17 protein-coding genes are annotated in these 18419 nt (G+C 63.1%); 10 read left to right on the top strand and 7 right to left on the bottom strand.

Going from position 1 to position 18419, the window contains the following annotated elements:
- The first annotated feature begins 773 nt into the window (after positions 1–773).
- The 4 genes from ltrA (at position 774) to CI15_RS13455 (ending at position 4459) form a co-directional block, all read left to right on the top strand.
- Positions 774–2474, top strand: coding sequence for a group II intron reverse transcriptase/maturase (gene ltrA / locus CI15_RS13470; protein WP_062128502.1), 1701 nt, complete (start codon positions 774–776; stop codon positions 2472–2474).
- A gap of 127 nt (positions 2475–2601) precedes the next feature.
- Positions 2602–2913 (top strand): Grx4 family monothiol glutaredoxin, encoded by a 312-nt coding sequence (grxD, locus tag CI15_RS13465; RefSeq protein ID WP_062128500.1) that lies wholly within the window; start codon positions 2602–2604, stop codon positions 2911–2913.
- A gap of 40 nt (positions 2914–2953) precedes the next feature.
- Positions 2954–3556: a UbiX family flavin prenyltransferase gene (locus CI15_RS13460; RefSeq protein WP_162842049.1), complete on the top strand. Its 603-nt coding sequence runs from the start codon at positions 2954–2956 to the stop codon at positions 3554–3556.
- 117 nt (positions 3557–3673) lie between these two features.
- Positions 3674–4459, top strand: a complete 786-nt coding sequence (locus tag CI15_RS13455) for a DODA-type extradiol aromatic ring-opening family dioxygenase (RefSeq protein ID WP_062128498.1) — start codon at positions 3674–3676, stop codon at positions 4457–4459.
- A 120-nt stretch (positions 4460–4579) separates the two neighbouring features.
- Here the strand turns inward: CI15_RS13455 and CI15_RS13450 are convergent, their stop codons facing one another.
- Positions 4580–6175 carry an APC family permease gene (locus CI15_RS13450; protein ID WP_062128496.1) on the bottom strand — a complete coding sequence of 532 codons (1596 nt, stop codon included), beginning with the start codon at positions 6173–6175 and terminating at the stop codon, positions 4580–4582.
- 430 nt (positions 6176–6605) lie between these two features.
- On the opposite strand from CI15_RS13450, the gene CI15_RS13445 reads away from it, so the two are divergent.
- Positions 6606–6809, top strand: a complete 204-nt coding sequence (locus CI15_RS13445) for a cold-shock protein (protein ID WP_013090665.1) — start codon at positions 6606–6608, stop codon at positions 6807–6809.
- A 136-nt stretch (positions 6810–6945) separates the two neighbouring features.
- Here CI15_RS13445 and CI15_RS13440 read toward each other — a convergent pair whose 3' ends face one another.
- On the bottom strand, positions 6946–8196 hold the full coding sequence (locus CI15_RS13440; protein WP_062128494.1) for an Hsp70 family protein: 1251 nt from the start codon (positions 8194–8196) through the stop codon (positions 6946–6948).
- 217 nt (positions 8197–8413) lie between these two features.
- Between CI15_RS13440 and CI15_RS13435 the strand changes: the two genes are divergently transcribed.
- Positions 8414–9895, top strand: a complete 1482-nt coding sequence (locus tag CI15_RS13435) for an MFS transporter (RefSeq protein WP_062128492.1) — start codon at positions 8414–8416, stop codon at positions 9893–9895.
- 103 nt (positions 9896–9998) lie between these two features.
- Here CI15_RS13435 and CI15_RS13430 read toward each other — a convergent pair whose 3' ends face one another.
- Positions 9999–10592 carry a nitroreductase family protein gene (locus tag CI15_RS13430; RefSeq protein WP_174543227.1) on the bottom strand — a complete coding sequence of 198 codons (594 nt, stop codon included), beginning with the start codon at positions 10590–10592 and terminating at the stop codon, positions 9999–10001.
- A gap of 204 nt (positions 10593–10796) precedes the next feature.
- Positions 10797–12080 carry an MFS transporter gene (locus CI15_RS13425; RefSeq protein WP_062128490.1) on the bottom strand — a complete coding sequence of 428 codons (1284 nt, stop codon included), beginning with the start codon at positions 12078–12080 and terminating at the stop codon, positions 10797–10799.
- A gap of 154 nt (positions 12081–12234) precedes the next feature.
- On the opposite strand from CI15_RS13425, the gene CI15_RS13420 reads away from it, so the two are divergent.
- Both CI15_RS13420 and CI15_RS13415 read left to right on the top strand, forming a co-directional pair.
- Positions 12235–12882, top strand: coding sequence for a TetR/AcrR family transcriptional regulator (locus CI15_RS13420; RefSeq protein ID WP_062128488.1), 648 nt, complete (start codon positions 12235–12237; stop codon positions 12880–12882).
- Positions 12883–12976: 94 nt separating this feature from the next.
- Positions 12977–13531 carry a DUF1415 domain-containing protein gene (locus CI15_RS13415; protein ID WP_062128486.1) on the top strand — a complete coding sequence of 185 codons (555 nt, stop codon included), beginning with the start codon at positions 12977–12979 and terminating at the stop codon, positions 13529–13531.
- A 10-nt stretch (positions 13532–13541) separates the two neighbouring features.
- On the opposite strand, the gene CI15_RS13410 is transcribed toward CI15_RS13415, so the two are convergent.
- On the bottom strand, positions 13542–14384 hold the full coding sequence (locus CI15_RS13410) for a class I SAM-dependent methyltransferase (RefSeq protein ID WP_062128584.1): 843 nt from the start codon (positions 14382–14384) through the stop codon (positions 13542–13544).
- Positions 14385–14775: 391 nt separating this feature from the next.
- On the opposite strand from CI15_RS13410, the gene CI15_RS13405 reads away from it, so the two are divergent.
- Positions 14776–15096, top strand: a complete 321-nt coding sequence (locus tag CI15_RS13405) for a type II toxin-antitoxin system HicA family toxin (RefSeq protein ID WP_062128484.1) — start codon at positions 14776–14778, stop codon at positions 15094–15096.
- 137 nt (positions 15097–15233) lie between these two features.
- Here CI15_RS13405 and CI15_RS13400 read toward each other — a convergent pair whose 3' ends face one another.
- Complete coding sequence (locus CI15_RS13400) at positions 15234–15443, bottom strand: DUF1059 domain-containing protein (protein WP_062128482.1); 210 nt, start codon at positions 15441–15443, stop codon at positions 15234–15236.
- A 420-nt stretch (positions 15444–15863) separates the two neighbouring features.
- Between CI15_RS13400 and CI15_RS13395 the strand changes: the two genes are divergently transcribed.
- Positions 15864–17135 carry a TIGR03862 family flavoprotein gene (locus tag CI15_RS13395; RefSeq protein WP_062128481.1) on the top strand — a complete coding sequence of 424 codons (1272 nt, stop codon included), beginning with the start codon at positions 15864–15866 and terminating at the stop codon, positions 17133–17135.
- A 13-nt stretch (positions 17136–17148) separates the two neighbouring features.
- On the opposite strand, the gene CI15_RS13390 is transcribed toward CI15_RS13395, so the two are convergent.
- A complete protein-coding gene (locus CI15_RS13390; protein ID WP_062128479.1) occupies positions 17149–18273 on the bottom strand; it encodes a methyltransferase in 1125 nt (374 codons plus the stop codon).
- Positions 18274–18419 lie beyond the last annotated feature (146 nt).

Below are 18419 nucleotides of genomic sequence, written 5' to 3'. Positions count from 1 at the left end.
TGCGAGCGACAAGCTCGATCCGTCATTGTTCAACCTCGGTCTGCCTGTCGGATAGTTCTTATCGACTGGTACGGCTGTGGCAGAGAACCTGTTATACGACTAGCAGTAGCCTACGAAGACATGCGTCACTGGTAACGGTGGGGTGTGAAGCTCTTCTGACAAAGTAGCCTCCGGATGTTCTCGGACAAGTGATCTCCGTGAGGCGATCACTTGGATACTCCTAGCAGCAAAAGGGGTTGAGGAGCTGGCTGACTGACACGGTCAACATATGTGAACTGCTGATAAACCTCGTAAAAATGGCGTTGCCAAAGCTGCTGACAGGCAACAACCAAAAGGTGTGCGGCCGGTTAACTCGCTGGTAGGACGGGTTACGTCGTCATCGGTGCCGCCGGGGAAGAGGCAGGACCTAAATCAGTCGTGTGACGGATCGGGAACGTGGTAAGCCCGTATGGTTGCCTGCGGAACATTGCAGGCAGGTGGACCGCAAGGAACGCTGTTGACTGTGCGGGTATGGGAGGACGGAAAAAGCGAACGCCAGACTGTAATGGTTTGGATAGGGGCTGAGACATTGCCCCACGCGAAAGCGGGCAGACTTCCGTTTGGTCTACCGTCGCAAGACGGCTGACGGACCTTTCGCTAAAAACTGGTGATCGTTGGCGGCTGCTCTAGCCGTCAGTGTATGTATTTAACCCCCTTGCGGGAGCAGATAGCTCCCGCAAGGGGCGATCTGTTCTTCGCTCGGGTCTCACTTTTTTTTCGAGCAGGAGAGCAGCATGAAAGTATCTATCCGCGAGGATCGATCTGCGCTTTCCCACGCGCCGGACAACTGGCACGCCATCGATTGGCGTCGCGTTGAACGGAACGTGAGAGGGATGCAGATTCGAATTGCGAAGGCGACGCGGGAACGCGACTGGCGCAGGGTGAAAGCCCTGCAACGGATGTTGACCCGCACGTTGTCCGCAAAGCTGCACGCGGTACGACGTGTTACGCAAAACCAGGGTGCGCGAACGGCGGGAGTCGATCGCGAGCTTTGGAATTCACCTGAAAGTCGATGGCAGGCCGTCAACCGGTTGACGCGACGTGGATACAAGCCTCTGCCTTTACGGAGAATCTTTATCCCCAAGGCCAATGGGAAGGAGCGCCCTTTGGGCATCCCAACCATGCGGGACAGGGCGATGCAAGCTTTGTATCTGCTAGCCTTGGAACCGGTGTCGGAATCGATGAGTGACCCAAACTCTTATGGGTTCAGGTTAAGTCGCTCGACGGCTGATGCAATGTCCCAGATTTTCGTCGCCATGTCTCAGCACGGTTCTGCCCGCTGGGTACTGGAGGCGGACATCAAGGGCTGCTTCGACTACATCAATCATGACTGGCTGGAGAACCATGTCCCGATGGACAGGGCAATCCTCCGAAAATGGTTGAAGGCTGGCCTGATTTACAAAGGACAGTTACAGGCGACTGAGGCCGGTACGCCACAGGGCGGGATCATCTCCCCTACGCTGGCGAACGTGACGCTGAACGGGCTTGAACGTGAACTGATTGCGCATCTTGATGCGAAATTTGGGATCGCAAAAGCAAAGAAGCTGAAGGTGAATGTGGTGCGATACGCGGATGACTTCGTCATAACCGGCGACTCGAAAGAGATACTGGAAAACGAAGTGAAGCCTTGGGTGGAAGCATTCCTGGCAACTCGAGGACTGCAACTGTCGGAGGAGAAAACGCGGATCACTCACATTGATCAAGGCTTTGATTTCCTTGGGTGGAACTTCCGGAAGTACTCGGGAAAGCTACTCATCAAGCCGAGCAAAAAGAACGTGCAAACGTTCTATCGCAAGGTGGCGGATACGATCAGTGGCAACAAGACGGTGAAGCAGGCGGATCTGATTCGTTTGCTCAATCCGATGCTACGGGGCTGGGCGCAGTACCACAGTCCCGTGGTTGCCAAGCAAGCGTACAGCCGCATGGAGCATCTGATTTTCAAGAGGCTTTGGCGGTGGTCGAAGCGGCGTCATCCTAAGAAGAGCACCAGTTGGATAAAGAAGAAATACTTCTGCTCCATTGGTGATCGACACTGGGTGTTCGCCGCTCCAATAACTCGCGAAGACGGCAGTAAGGGGCTTTTTGACCTGTACGAAATCAGCGGTACGGTTATCAAAAGGCATAAGAAGATTCGAGGGGATTACCACCCCTTTGATCCAATGTTGGAGCAATACAGCGAGAAACTGCGGCAGGAACGCATGGTGAATTCGATGCGTTATCGAAAGCAGTGGGCCACGCTGTATCTATCGCAGAGCGGGTTGTGTGCGCACTGCAACTGTGCCCTAACGGACGAAACGGGTTGGCACGACCATCATCTGGAATATCGGATGCATGGCGGGTCAGACGCGCTGTCTAATCGGGTACTGCTTCACCCCCAATGCCACCAACTGGTACACGCTGGTAAAATCGCAGTAACTAAACCGTCTCTGCGTTAAGCAGGGATTTGCCGTAGGCTTGAGCTGTATGCGGGGAAACTCGCACGTACAGTTCTTAGGGGGCCCCTCTTCCGCGAGGAAGGGGGGCTACCCTACCCCTTCCTCTATCGGAACCGCAAGGTCAGTCATGGATACGCAACAACGCATCAAGCAAATCGTCGACGGCAACAACGTCGTTCTCTTCATGAAGGGCACGGCCCAGTTCCCGATGTGCGGTTTCTCCGGCCGCGCCATCCAGATCCTGAAGGCGTGCGGCGTCGGCGAGATCAAAACCGTCAACGTGCTCGAAGACGACGAAATCCGCCAGGGCATCAAGGTGTTCTCGAACTGGCCGACCATTCCGCAGCTGTACGTGAACGGCGAATTCATCGGCGGCTCGGACATCATGATGGAGATGTACGAATCGGGCGAGCTTCAGCAGCTGTTCGCCGCAGCCTGAGCGATCTTCGCCTGGTTCGCTTCATCAGGCGCCGCAAGCCATGCTGCAAACCCGCTCCGCGGCGCCCCGCCGGCTGATCGTCGCGATCACCGGCGCCACCGGCGCCATCTACGGCGTCCGGCTGCTCGAAACGCTGCGCCGGCTCGGCGGCGTCGAGAGCCACCTGCTGATTTCGAGCGCAGGTTGGCTCAACATTCAGCACGAACTCCAGTTGGGCAAGGAATACGTGCATCCGCTCGCGGATGTCGTCCATTCGGTGCGCGACGTCGGCGCGAGCATCGCCTCGGGCTCGTTCGCGACCGACGGCATGGTCATCGCGCCGTGCTCGATGAAAACGCTCGCGAGCATCGCGCACGGTTTTGCCGACAACCTGATCACCCGCGCCGCCGACGTTACGCTCAAGGAGCGTCGCCGCCTCGTGCTGCTGGTGCGCGAAACGCCGTTCAATCTCGCGCATCTGCGCAATATGACGGCCGTCACCGAAATGGGCGGCGTGATCTTCCCGCCGCTGCCCGCGTTTTACAACCAGCCCACTTCGATCGACGAGATGGTCGACCACACGGTCGCACGCGTGCTCGATCTGTTTGCGCTGGGACCCGCGCTGTCGCCCGCGTGGAAAGGCTTGCGCGACGCGCAAGATTGAACGCGTCCGCTGATTAACAATAACCGCGACACAATCAATTCCGCCCGCACCCATTTATCAAGCCGGCGTGCGGACCTATATTGGTAGCAACCCAATTTCTCGTGCCGCGTTGCTGTCATGAACCGCTTACCTTCGCTTTTCCTGTCCCACGGCGCACCCACGCTGCCGATCGATCCGTCGATGCCGTCCGCCGAATTCGGTGCGCTGAGCACGCAATTACCCCGTCCCGAGGCCATCTTGATGTTGTCGGCGCACTGGGGCACCGCGCAGCCGCTCGCGAGCATCGCGACGGCGCCTGAAACCATCCACGATTTCTACGGCTTTCCGCGCCAGCTCTACGAGATCCAGTACCCGGCGCCTGGCGCGCCTGACGTCGCGCGCAGCGCCGCCGCGCTGCTCGGCGCGAGTGGCATCGCCGCCGACGTGCAGCCGCACGGACTCGACCACGGCGCATGGGTGCCGATGCTGCTGATGTTCCCGCAGGCCGACGTGCCGATCGCGCAACTGTCGATCCAGCCGCACAAGGACGCCGCGCATCATTTCCACGTCGGCCGCGCGCTACGCGCGCTGAAGGACGAAGGCGTGATGGTGATCGGCTCGGGCCAGATCACACACAATCTGCGCGCCGCCGATTTCTCCGCGCGCCCGGAAGACGCCGATCCGCGCGTGACGGAATTCACCGACTGGTTCGAGGACAAGCTCATCGCGCGCGATATCGATGCGCTGCTCGACTATCGTCGCCAGGCGCCGCACGCGGTGCTGATGCACCCGACCGACGAGCATCTGTTGCCGGTGTTCGCCGCGCTTGGCGCCGCCGACGACGACTATTCGCTCGCGATCCAGTCGCTCGGCACTTATCAGCGCTCGCTCGCAATGACGAATTACGTGTTCGGCACGGCCTGATCCGTCGCGAAACCATCCGGAAACGGCCGACAAAAAAGCCCGCCTGATCATCGATCAGGCGGGCTTTTTCAATGACCCGAAGCACCCGCCGCGAGCGGATTCTTCGATGTCGAGCGGCGCTCAGTGCGCGCCGATGCCTTCGAGCACTTCATCGTGCACGAGCCGCTCGTCCAGATAGTCCGAACGATAGCCGCTGTTCACGCCCCAGAAGTAGAACACCAACGCGAAGGCGATCACGACGAGCATGTCCCAGCCGTAGGGCAGGATGCCGAAGCCGCCGAACTCCTTGCTGCCGATCAGCGAAAGGATCGCCATGATCGGCAGATACGCGACCAGCCACCAGGCGGCCTTCAGGTCACGGGTCCAGCCGTCGAAGCCCTGCTTGGCCTGGAAGTAGAAGTACACCGGCAGCGCGACGACCATCAGCAGAATGATTTCACCGGTGAGCGGCCACTTCGCCCAGTACAGGATCAGCGACGCGCAAACGAACGCGAACGGCGCGATGACCTTCATGCCGGCGATGCGCAGCGGGCGGTCGAGATCGGTCGCCGCGCGACGCAGCGCCATCAGGCTGATCGGGCCCGTCAGGTACGAGATCACCGTCGCGACCGAGATCACGGCCGCGAGCGAACTCCAGCCGCGGAAGAAGAACAGGAAGATGAACGACACGAACAGGTTGAACCACATCGCCGGACGCGGCACGCCGTAGAACGGATGCACCTGGCCGAAAATCTTCGGCATCGTGTTGTTGCGCTCCATGGCGTAGATCATGCGCGTCGTGGTCGCCATATAGGTCGTACCGGTGCCGCTCGGGCTCACGAACGCGTCGACGTACAGCAGGATCGCCAGCCAGTTCAGGTTCAGCGCGATCGCCAGTTCCGCGAACGGCGAAGCGAAGGTGAGGTGGCTCCAGCCCTTCATCACGTCGGCCGGGTTCACCGCGCCGATGTACGCGATCTGCAGCAGCACGTAGATCACGAGCGCGAGCAGGATCGAGCCGATCACCGCGAACGGCACGCTCTTGGCCGGATTGCGCGCTTCACCGGCGAGGTTGATCGGGCTCTGGAAGCCATTGAACGCGAACACGATGCCGCTCGTCGCGACTGCGGTCAGCACCGACGACCAGCCGTACGGGGCGAAGGTGGTCGTCTGGCCGAAGTTCTCGGTATGCACGCCGGTCATCATCAGACCGATGATCGTCGCGCCGGGGATCAGGAACTTGAAGATCGTGATCGCCGAGTTGGCGCGCGCAAACAGCTTGACGCCCCAGTAGTTGAGCAGGAAGTAGATGATCACGAGCCCCGCCGACAACAGCAGGCCGTTCGTGGTCAATGACCCGTCGACGAACAGCGCATGCGCCCACGGATAGGGCCAGGTGCTCATGTACTGGATCGATGCTTCGGCCTCGATCGGAATCACGGATACGATCGCGATCCAGTTGGCCCACGCGCTGATAAAACCGACCAGCGCACCGTGCGAGTAGCGCGCGTAGCGCACCATCCCGCCAGATTCCGGAAACATCGCGCCGAGCTCCGCGTAGGTCAGCGCAATCGCGAGAATCACGACCGCGCCGATGATCCATGCGCAAATCGCGGCCGGACCGGCAATCTTTGCGGCCTTCCACGCCCCGAACAGCCAGCCCGATCCAATGATCGAGCCCAGACCGGTCAGCATCAGCGCGAATGGCCCGATGTTCCGTTGTATAGAACTTTTCACGTCTTCTCCTAAATCAGAACCATGTCGGCACCCGCATGACCTCGCTTGTGGCGTGAGGACGGGTGACGCGCATGCAAGCGCGTCCAGATGCCGAGTAGGTGCAACCGACGCGCGGCGCGTAGTTTAACGGTTGCACCGTGTTACTGCAGCGAAACCGCCGAACAACTAAGGGGTTCCCCCTAGCAAAAAGCTCGCCTGATCGCAAGGTTTGTAAGAAATATTCGGATCAGTCCGGCAAAGTTTCGTCCAGACTGTTGACCTTCGTCCGAATTCGCCGTATAACGTTCGGGCAGGATTTCAAGCGGCGAGTGAAGTGGTTCTTTCGTAGTTCGCCCATCAACGGTACTCCGGTTGGTCCCATTACCCCCTTCCTTGATTTTCATGCACCCCGGGCTTCGGCCTTATTCACCATCTTTAGGAACAAAGTAATATGGAAACCGGTACCGTCAAGTGGTTCAACGACGCTAAGGGCTTTGGCTTCATCACTCCGGACGGCGGCGGTGAAGATCTGTTCGCGCATTTCTCGGAAATCCGCGTCGACGGCTTCAAGACGCTGCAAGAAAACCAGAAGGTCACGTTTGAAGTGAAGACGGGCCCGAAGGGCAAGCAAGCAGCCAACATCAAGCCGGTGTAAGCTCTCCGCTTCCTTCTGGACGCAAAAAAACCCCGCTTCTGCGGGGTTTTTTATTATCGGCGGCGAATCCATAATGCGCCGATTAACTTCGCATCACTTCGCAATTCGCGGCGGATTAATTGCTGATTATTCGCGATTATCCGAACACGCGCCGGGCGTGAATACCGAGCCCGGTCGCCACGCTCGCGAGACGGTCGCCGAACACCGCTTTCGCGTCCGGAAACGCCGCGGCCAGCGCGCCCGACAGAAACGCGAGCCCCGTCGAGCCACCCGTGAAATAGATCGCGTCGACGTCGCGCGGCGCGACACCCGCGGCCTGCACGGTATCGCGTGCCGCCTGGACGATGCGCCGGGTTTCTTCCTCGCCGGCCTTGACGAGCTGCGCTTCGTCGAACGCGAGACGCAGATCCTCTTCGACCTCCTCGAGATCGATCACGGTCTCGCCGCCCGCCGCCACGCCGATCTTCGCCTCTTCCGCATGCGCGGCGAGCGCATGCCCGAAACGCTGCTCGACGACGCGCATCAGCCGGTCGTGGTGCTTCGTCTCCGTGAAAAGGTGCCGCATCAGCGCCAGTTCGCTGACGCGCTTCGGCGTGTAGACGGTGTTGATCAGATGCCACGTCGCGAGATCGAAATAAATCCGGTTCGGGATTTCGCGCCCCTGCGGATCGAGCGACTGGTAGCCGAGCTCGCGCAGGATCGTCACGAGTTCGACGCGGCGATCGAAATCCGTACCAGCGACGTGCACCCCGTGGTGCGCGAGCACGTCGTCCTTTCGCTCGACGCGCTTCATCCGCTCCGGCCCCACGCGCACGAGCGAAAAGTCCGACGTACCGCCGCCGATGTCAGCCACCAGCACGAGCCCCTCGGCGCTCAGATGCGATTCGTAGTCGAACGCGGCTGCGATCGGTTCATACTGAAAGTGGATGTCGCGCAAACCGACCGTGCGCGCGGCAGCTTCGAGCTGTTGCTGCGCCATCTGGTCGGCGCGCGGATCGTCGTCGACGAAAAACACCGGGCGGCCCAGCACCGCGCGGTCGATCGCGCCGCCGGCGCTCGCCTCGGCCGAGCGTTTCAGGTGACTCAGGAACGTCGCGATCACGTCGGTGTACTTGATCGCACTGCCGTCGCCGAGGTCGGTCGTATTCTCGGCGAGTGGCGAGCCGAGAATGCTTTTCATCGAGCGCATCAGCCGGCCGTCGAAACCGTCGATATAGGCCGCGAGCGCCGCACGCCCGAATTCGCTGGTGTTTTCGTCGGTATTGAAGAAGACCGCGGTGGGCAGCGTCGTGTACGCGCCCTCGACCGGCGCCAGCTTAAGCTGCGCACCGTCAGGGACCGCGACGGCCGAATTGGAAGTACCGAAGTCAATCGCGCAATAGTTCATGGCAGGAATGGCCGCTCACGGCTGGCGCGCACAGGAAGGGGAGCGGCTTTGTATCACGAAAACTCCGGCAGCATCAACTGAAGCTGGTGGGACGGCCGCGGCATCGGTTGAAATCGTGCCACGGAACGGGACTTGCTGCGTCGGACCCGCTGCATCGGACCCGCTGCATCGGACCCGATATGCCGCCCCATTTTCGCCATCGAGGAGACTTCGCGTCATGAGCATGCCGCCCACCGCCGCCGTCGATGACCGCCACGCCAGGCTGATCGAAACCGATCTGCCCTCGCGGCTGGACCGCCTGCCGTGGGGCCGCTTCCACACGCTGATCGTGGTCGCGCTCGGCGTGACGTGGCTGCTCGACGGGCTCGAAGTGACGCTGGCGGGGGCGGTCGCGAGCGCGCTGAAAACGAGCCCGGCGCTGCGTTTCTCGAACGCCGACGTCGGTCTAGCGGGCAGCGCGTACATTGCCGGCGCCGTGCTCGGCGCGCTCGGCTTCGGCTGGCTGACCGACCGGCTCGGCCGCCGCAAGCTGTTTTTCATCACGCTGACCCTCTATCTGGCCGCGACCGCGGCGACCGCGCTGTCGTGGAATCTGATGAGCTTCATGCTGTTTCGCTTCCTGACCGGCGCGGGTATCGGCGGTGAATACACCGCGATCAACTCGACCATCCAGGAATTTACGCCGGCACGCGTACGCGGCTGGACCGACCTCGGCATCAATGGCACGTTCTGGGTCGGCGCGGGGCTCGGCGCGGCAGGCTCGCTGGTGCTGCTCGATCCGCATCTGCTGCCCGCCGACTGGGGCTGGCGCGCGTGTTTTTTCATCGGCGCGGTGCTCGCACTTGGGATTCTGCCCATGCGCATCTGGGTGCCCGAAAGCCCGCGCTGGCTGCTCACGCATGGCGACGAGCCCGACGCGCGCAAGATCGTCGAGGGGATCGAGAGGGGTATTCGCGCCGACGGTCACACGCTCGTCGACGACACCCTTACGCGGTTGCGCTTGCGCGCGCGCGACCACACGCCGTTGCGCGAGGTGTTCCATGTGCTGTTCAACGTGCACCGGCGTCGCGCGCTGGTCGGCCTCACGCTGATGACTGCGCAGGCGTTTTTCTACAACGCGATCTTTTTCACCTATGCGCTCGTCCTCACCGACTTCTATCACGTGCCGGGCGACCACATCGGCTGGTATCTGCTGCCTTTCGCGCTCGGCAATTTCCTGGGACCGCTGGTGCTCGGGCGGCTGTTCGACGTGATCGGCCGACGCAAGATGATCGCCGCGACGTACGCGATGTCGGCGATCCTGCTGACGCTGTCCGGCTATCTATTCGAGCAGCAACTGCTCACCGTCGTCACGCAGACAGTGGCCTGGATGGTGATTTTCTTCTTCGCGTCGGCGGCCGCGAGTTCGGCGTATCTGACCGTGAGCGAATCGTTTCCGCTCGAAATCCGCGCGCTCGCCATCGCGGTTTTCTACGCGTTCGGCACCGCGCTCGGCGGCATCATCGGACCGGCGTTTTTCGGCCGGCTGATCGATACGCACCAGCGCAGCGCAGTGTTTTCGGGCTATCTGGTCGGATCGGCGTTGATGCTCGCAGCGGCGCTCGTCGCGGCGATCTGGGGTGTCGATGCGGAGCGCAAGTCGCTCGAACACGTGGCGGCGCCCCTATCGAGCGTGGCGGACGACGACGGCGCCGCATGAAAAACGCGCGGACGATGCCGCGCGCGCCTGACTGCTTCGTTGCCTGTCTACTGCTTTCTTCGCCTCGCGCGAACTCACGCGGCAAGCGCCGCGCGGCCGGCACTCAGAACGCCTTCTTCCAACCGCCGCCGTATGCGATATCCGCGAGCGCCGCGCGCTGACGCGGCGCCTTCTCGCGCTCACGCAGAACCGGGTCGAGTTTATCGATATCGCCGTAGTGGCCGAGCGAGATCATCGCGATCGGCTCGACGTCTTTCGGCAATTCGAAGGCGGTGCGGAACGCGTTCACGTCGAAGCCGCTCATCTGATGCGCGGCGAGGCCAAGCGCGTGCGCCTGCAGCACCAGGGACATCGCCGCCGCGCCCGCATCGTAAAACGCGCAGCGGTTCAGGTCGCCCTTGTTGGTTAGCGTATGTGCGGTCACCGCGATCAGCACCGGCGCGGGCGCATTCCAGCCCTGGTTGAACGGCACCAGCGTGGCGAAAGCCTTCTTGAACGCGACTTCGTCGACGCTGCGATCGAAGACGACAAAGCGCCACGGCTGTACGTTATACGAAGACGGCGCCCAGCGCGCTGCTTCGAGCACGGCGCGCAACTGGTCGCGGCTCACCGGCTCGCTCGAAAACGCGCGCGGGCTCCAGCGGCCTGCAATCAGCTCGTGAATAGCAACTTCGGTTGAGGCGGGTTTGTTGGCCATGCGCTTCTCTCGGTAGAAATTCATGATCGCCGGACGGTTGCCCGGGGCCACATAGCATAACGGGCTTTCGGCGCGCGCGCTCCAAGTCGCGGCGCGGCGTGATGCGGCGCTGGCTGCGAAAATGCGCACGGCCCCGTGGCGGGGCCGTGCGTCGTTGCTTCGCTGCTTCGGTGCCGGCGAATCTGCGCGGCTCGCGAGGACGCCTCAGATTGCCTGTGGCGTCGGTACCTTCGCCGGACGGTTGATGCGCAGCACGATCACCGCGGCGATCAGGCACAAGCCGCCGGAAATCATCGACGCGACCGTGTAGGTACCAAGGCTCGCGCGCAGCATGCCCGCGCCGAGCGCCGCGAACGCCGCGCCGAGCTGATGGCCCGCCACCACCCAGCCGAACACGACCGGCGCCGCTTCCTTGCCGTAGACATCGGTGGCGAGACGCACGGTCGGCGGCACCGTGGCGATCCAATCGAGACCGTAGAACACCGCGAACAGCGGCAAGCCGAAAAAGTCGATGCCGAACGCGTGCGGCAGATACATCAGCGACAGCCCGCGCAACCCGTAGTACCAGAACAGCAGCACCCGGCTATTGAAGCGGTCCGACAGCCAGCCCGACAGCGTCGTGCCGAACAGGTCGAATACGCCCATCGCCGCGAGCAGCGACGCGCCCTGCACCTCGGTCATCCCGTAGTCGCCGCACATCGCGATCAAATGGGTGCCGACGTAGCCATTGGTGCTCGCGCCGCAGATGAAGAAACTAAAGAACAGCAGCCAGAAATCGCGCGTTTTGCTTGCCGACGCGAGCGTGCCGAACGCGATGGCGAGCGGGTTCTGCTTCGTGACGGTCGTGGTGATCGGTGCGTCGTGCGGTTCGCCGTACGGGCGCAGCTGCATGCTGGCCGGATGCTCGGGCAGCAGAAACGCGACGAGCGGAATCACGACAGCCGCGGCGAGCGCGACGACCCACACGACCTGGCGCCAGCCGTAATGCTCGGCGATGGCCGCGAGCAGCGGCAGGAACACGAGCTGACCGGTCGCCGAGCTGGCGGTCAGAATGCCCATCACGAGACCGCGGCGCGTCGTGAACCAGCGCGTCACGACGGTCGCCGACAACGACAGCGCCGCCACCCCGGTCGAGCCGCCGACCATCACGCCCCAGATCAGCACCATCTGCCACGGATGCGTCATCAGCGACGACAGCGCGACGCCCGCGGCCATCGTGCCGAGCGCGGTCAAGAGCGTCGGACGGACGCCGAAGCGCTGCATCGCGGCGGCCGCGAACGGCCCCATCAACCCGTACAGCGCGATGTTCACGGAGATCGCCAGCGAAATCGTCGCGCGGCTCCAGCCGAATTGATGCTCGAGCGGCACCATCATCACGCTCGGCGTCGCGCGCGTGCCGGCCGCCGCGAGCAATACCAGGAACACCACGGCGACGGTCAACCAGCCGTAGTGAAAACGTCCGCCTATCAGTCGCGCAGCCCAGTTCATCGGTTCTCCCATCGACGCGGCCTGGCGGGCGGCGTCGTTCGCATTATTACGGCTTCGGTAAAGGACTTGTGACAGATCAGTCACAATAGTGTTGCGATCTTAGTTACCGGTCGGTAACATGTCAAGACGTCAATTCCATTCGGGGTGACTTTCCATGTCCGACAGCGAAACTCTCAAGCGCAGCCCCACTCGCGCGCGGCGCGCACGCAGCGCGCAGACTGCGGGGCCGCAGGCCCAGCAGCATCTGCTGCGTGCGGCCAGCGAGCTGTTTTATCGCGAAGGCGTGCGCAGCGTCGGCGTCGATGCGGTGGTCGAGCGCGCAGGCGTGAACAAGATGAGCCTGTACCGGCAGTTTTCGTCGAAGGACGAGTTGGTGATGGCGTATCTGGAGCAGAAGGACGAACAGTTCTTCGGCTACGTCGAGAAAAGCTTCGCGAAGCATCCGGGCGAGCCAGCCAGACAGCTTCAGCAATATTTCGACGACCTCGCGGTGCGCGCATCGGTCGACGATTATCGCGGCTGTCCGTTCGTGAACGTGTCGGTGGAGTTTTCTGATACGACGCATCCGGCGCGGCAGTTCGTGTTTCGCAACAAGCAGCGCTTGATGGCGCGTCTGCTCGAATTGTCGACGTCGGCCGGCGCCGACGACCCGCAAGCGCTCGCCGATGGGCTTGGTCTGCTGATCGAGGGTGTGTACGCGGCGAGCCAGACTTATGGGCCGGGCTGCGGGCCGGTCCTCGCCGCGCCGAAGGTCGCCGCGCAGTTGATTGCGGCGGCTTGCCGGCAGTCGCGGGCTTGCTGAGCCGGTCCGCGAGCCGGTCCGCGAGCCGGTCCATGAACCGGTCCATGAGCCGGGTCGATTAAAATCACGCCTTTCCCCGCCGCGTCCGTTTGCCATGCCGTTGCCCGCCGAATCCCACGATGCCGTTATCGCCTCGACCCGTCATTGGCTGACGGAGGCCGTGATCGGCCTGAACCTGTGTCCGTTCGCCAAGGCCGTGCATGTAAAGGGGCAGATTCGCTACGCAGTCAGCGAAGCGGACAATCTCGAAGCGGTGCTGTGCGCTCTGGAAGCCGAGTTGCAGACGCTCGTGGCGGCCGACCCCGCCGCCATCGACACGACCCTGCTGATCCTGCCGCGCGCGTTCGGCGACTTCCTCGACTTCAACGACTGCCTGTTCTTCGCCGATCGGCTGATCAAGCAGTTGAGGCTCGAAGGCGTCATCCAGGTCGCGAGCTTTCATCCGCATTACCAGTTCGAAGGCAGCGAGCCCGACGACATCGAGAACTACACGAATCGGGCGCCCTATCCGATCCTGCATTTGCTGCGTGAGGACAGCATCGAGCGGGCCGTGCAGGCCTTTCCCGACGCGGAAGAGATTTACGAGCGCAATCAGGAAACGCTGCGGCGCATCGGCCTCGCGGGTTGGGACGCGTTGATGAAGCGCTAGGCCGCGCCTCTCAAGCCGGCGCGAAAAAGCGCTCCTTCAGCGCATCGAGGCCAAGCGTGTCCAGTACTTCGACGAGCCGCTCGGCCGGCCGGCGCCGCGGCAGATCCTTGTAGTGCGCGATGATCAGCTCGTTTTTCATCGAATGCTCCCAGCCGACCAGCTCAGTCACGCTGACCTGATAGCCATGCGCTTCGAGTTGCAGGCAGCGCAGCACGTTGGTGATCTGGCTGCCGAATTCGCGCGTGTGCAGCGGATGCCGCCAGATTTCCGTCAGCGCGTTCTTCAGCGCCTTACCCTTGTTCTGCCGCAGCACGCCGGCCACCTCGGCCTGGCAGCAGGGCACGACGACGATGTACTTCGCGTGCTTTTCGAGCGCGAAGCGGATCGCGTCGTCGGTGGCGGTATTGCATGCGTGCAGCGCGGTGACGATGTCGATTTCGGCGGGCAGGCGCGTCGACGTGATCGACTCGGCCACCGACAGATTCAGAAACGACATCCCCTTGAAGCCGAGCCGCGCCGCCAGCTCTTCGGACTTCGTCACCAGCTCCTCGCGCGTTTCAATGCCGTAAATGTGCGAAGCCACACCAGCGGCGTCCTGAAACTCCTTGAAAAACAGGTCGTACAGAATAAAACCGAGGTATGACTTGCCCGCGCCGTGATCGACGAGCGTGAGCGACCCCTGCTGGTCCTTGAGGTCCTTGAGCAGCGGCTCGATGAACTGGAACAGGTGATAGACCTGCTTCAGCTTGCGACGGCTGTCCTGATTCATCTTGCCGTCACGGGTGAGGATGTGGAGCTCCTTCAGCAGCTCGACGGACTGGTTGGGACGGATTTCGTGGGATTTGACGGACATCATGTGAGCCGCCATCAATTGCAGCGCGAACGTGCGACAGATGACGGAAAAAGAGAAAAGTTGCTGCCAGTTTACCCAAAGTGCGGCACTCCCAGCGAGCAAGCCGTGCGGAACACGCGAGACATGCGGTCAATCTGGAACACTTTCTGCTCGAAGGACGAAGCACAGAAGCGTCTAGAGAATGGCTGAAAACAGCTTGCGCGCCGGCTGAGCGCGCGGGTGCACGCTGTGTCGCCGAAAAACAGGGGCTGTCCGGCCATGTGCGGCCGGACACGCGCACCGGATGCATGTGGGGAGGGCGGTCCCGGAACATGGGCCAAACGTTACGTAACCAGCGGCGTGCCGGCGTGGACAGCGGTCGCGCGCTCGGCTGATCAGAGAAGAGGCGGCAATGGATACCGTACCTGGCGGAAACGTCGAACAAAAGTTTCAGGAAATGCTGGCGAAGCTCACCGCCGCGCCCGCGTGGTCGGAGAAGCAGCAGCTCGAGCTGGAGATGGCACGCGACATCTCCACGGAAATGCTACGGCTCGCCGAGGTCATGCGCGACGGCAGCGTCGATCTCGAAACCTGCCTGACGATGCTCAAGTACGCCAAAGTGCTCGACTTCGTGATGACGACACTTGCGTCGCGACGCGACATCAAGCCGCAAACGCTGCGGGTGATCTTCAAGCTCGCTGGGCTGAAGGTCGACGAGGCCTATCCCGGTTAGCGCGTCGTCACGTTGGTTAGGATGGCTTGGTATTGCGTCTCTCGCGCCACGACAAGACTGCTGCAACGCGACTGCGCGCGGGCGGCTCCATGCCGCTCGCGGCGCAGGCTTCCGCACTCCTCCCCTCCACGCTGGCGTCACGCGCGCGGCGCCTCGACGGGCGGCGTTCCGTCATGAAATAGCGACTTCAGCTGCGCGCGCAGCTCGGGCGAATCCGCGTGCTTGTGAACGCTGACGGCATGCTGGACCGCGGCTTCGAGCAGTTCGCTGTCGCTGTCGGCGGACAACGCGACAGTGCAGTTCACGTCGCTCGGACACTCGCGACAGTCGATATATTTGCGGGCCATGGCAACCTCCTTGCGCTAAACGATCGACCCTTCCACCGATTTAAACGCGCTGCGCGTCGGCTGCCGGCAAGCGGCAGTGAAGCGCGCCGCAGCGGCTGCGTCCGAAGTGACGGGAGTGGGATTTGACGCGGAGAACGACGCGAACGGCGTCCGATGGAGGGTGTTCGAAAAGTATAGGTCGCGGGCCGCGCGCGCCAAACGTCGGACGCGATGCATAAAGGCCGGGAGAAGGACGGAATGCAGTATTTTCCGGCCTGGCTGGGTCAAACCCTGCTGGTTTGATCAATTCCCGCGTGCTCGGCTGCGTTCGGCGGCGTTTGCCGCACACCGCGCACGGTGTGACAATGGCGCCCTTCGCGCCCCTGTCCGCCTGACCGCTTTGGCGCACTACCATTTCCCCCCGCTGATCTGCCGAACCGCATGCCATCCTCGCTCGATTCCGCCCGCGTCGCCGTCATCGGCGGCGGCCCCGCCGGCCTGATGGCCGCCGAGACGCTTGCCCGGCGCGGCGTGCAAGTCCACGTGTATGACGCGATGCCGTCGGTCGGCCGCAAATTCCTGATGGCGGGCAAAGGCGGCATGAACATCACGCATTCGGAACCCCTCGAGCCGTTTCTCGGCCGCTACGGCGCGCGCCGCGAGCGCATCGCGCCGTTGCTCGACGTGTTCGGGCCCGACGCGCTGCGCACGTGGCTGCGCGAGTTGGGCGTCGACACGTTCGTCGGCAGTTCGGGGCGGGTGTTCCCGTCCGACATGAAGGCCGCGCCGATGCTGCGTGCGTGGCTGCATCGGCTGCGCGAAGCCGGCGTGCAATTCCACATGCGTCACAAGTGGAGCGGCTGGGCGTCGATGTCCGAAGCCGATGACGCGCACGTGCTGCGCTTCGACACGCCCGACGGTGAGGGAACGGTGCGCTGCGACGCCGTCGTGTTCGCACTGGGGGGAGCCAGTTGGCCGCGTCTCGGCTCCGACGCGGCGTGGGTACCGCTGATGAGCTCGCGCGACGTGCCGGTGACGCCGCTGCGTCCCGCGAACTGCGGCTTCGACGCGGACTGGAGCCCCTATCTGCGCGAGCGATTCGCCGGTCAGCCGATCAAACCGGTCGCCATCTCACTCACCGATGTAGACGGAAAAGTCCACAATCGACAAGGTGAAATACTTTTGACCGAAACAGGCCTCGAAGGGAGCCTGATTTACGCGTTGTCGGCGCCGATCCGCGAGCGGATTCTGGCTGACGGCGAGGTCACGATCACGCTGGATCTCGCGCCAGGCTTGCCGCTCGAGCGAGTCGTCGAGGAGGTGACGCGGCCGCGCGGCTCACGTTCGATCGCGAGTCATCTGCACGGGCGGATCGGGATCGGCGGGGTCAAACTGGCGTTATTGCACGAAATTCTGTCGAAAGAAGCGTTCGCCGATGCCGCCGGCCTCGCTCGCTCGATCAAGGCGCTGCCGGTGCGGCTTCTGCGCGCGCGACCGATCGAGGAAGCGATCAGCACCGCGGGCGGCATTCCGTTCGAGGCGCTGGACGCGCATCTGATGATCGAGCGGATGCCCGGCGCATTCTGCGCGGGTGAAATGCTCGATTGGGAAGCGCCGACCGGCGGTTATCTGCTGACCGCCTGTTTTGCCAGCGGGCTGGTGGCGGGTGACGGCGCGCACGCGTATCTGGCAGCGCGCGGCACGTCGGCGTGACGCGCGCTCGGCTTCACCGCGCTTTGAGCCGCCATAACGACGTAAGCTCGGCCGCTCGCGCAACATACAGCGGGTCGTTCTGATCGCTGGCCTTCGGATGCCGCGGACGGATGTCCTCGCGGCCCACCACGCTCAGACCTGCGTGATCGATCGCCGCCAGCAGCCACTCACGCGTGCGCAGCCCCAGATGCTCGGCGAAATCCGAAATGATCAGCCAGCCCTCGCCGTCCGGCGTCAGATGATTCGCGAGGCCGTTCAGGAAGCCGAGCAGCATGCGGCTGTCCGGATCGTAGACCGCATATTCGAGCGGTGACGCGGGCCGCGCCGGCACCCACGGCGGATTACAGACGACGAGCGGAGCGCGCCCATCGGGAAACAGATCCGCCTGCACGATCTCGACCTGCTCGCCGTAGCCAAGACGCGCGAGGTTTTCACGAGCACACGCCAGCGCGCGCGAATCCTGATCCGTCGCGACGATCTTGCGCACGCCGCGTTTGGCCAGCAGCGCGGCCAGCACGCCGGTGCCGGTGCCGATATCGAACGCGAGCTCGAGCGAAGGCAGTGGCGTGCGCGCGACCAGATCGACGTACTCGCCGCGCACCGGTGAGAACACGCCGTAATGCGGATGGATGCGCTCGCCGAGCGCTGCAATCTCGACGCCCTTCTTGCGCCATTCGTGCGCGCCGATCAAGCCGAGCAATTCCCGCAACGACACGACCGACGCGTCACCACTCGCCGGCCCATAAGCTTCGATGCAGGCCTGCCGCACGTCCGGCGCACGGCGCAGCGCAATGCCGTAGTCGGCATCGAGCGGAATCAGGATCATGCCGAGCGTGCGCGCGCGCTGCGATTGGGTTTGCCGATGCAGATTGAACGCGTCGAGCGGCGTCGCGCCCTGCTTGCGCGGCTTGCGTTCGAGCCGGCGCGTGACCGCCTGCAGTAGTTGGCGCGCGTTCTGGAAGTCGCCGTGCCACAGCAGCGCGGTGCCTTCGCTGGCGAGACGATAGGCCGAGTCGGCGGTGGTGCGATCGTCGGCGACGACGACGCGCTTCGGCGGCGGCACGGCCGCTTCGGAACGCCAGCGCGCGGTGCGCGGGCCGTCGGCTTCTGGCCAGGTGAGGGTTGCGGGGCTGGTCATGGTGCAATGGAGTCGAGGTGGCGTCGCCGGCGACGGGGACCGCGGCAGCCGATCAGAATGCCCGGTCGCTGACCGCCATCCCGGGCGACGCCCGAATAGTACCGTACCGCCGCCGTGGGGATTCGCGGCGCGGCATGCAACGGTGA

It is taken from the genome of Paraburkholderia monticola, assembly GCF_001580545.1.
Lineage (GTDB): Bacteria > Pseudomonadota > Gammaproteobacteria > Burkholderiales > Burkholderiaceae > Paraburkholderia > Paraburkholderia monticola.
The sequence above is the reverse complement of the archived record's forward strand: the minus strand, read 5'-3'. Positions and strand labels throughout refer to the sequence as shown.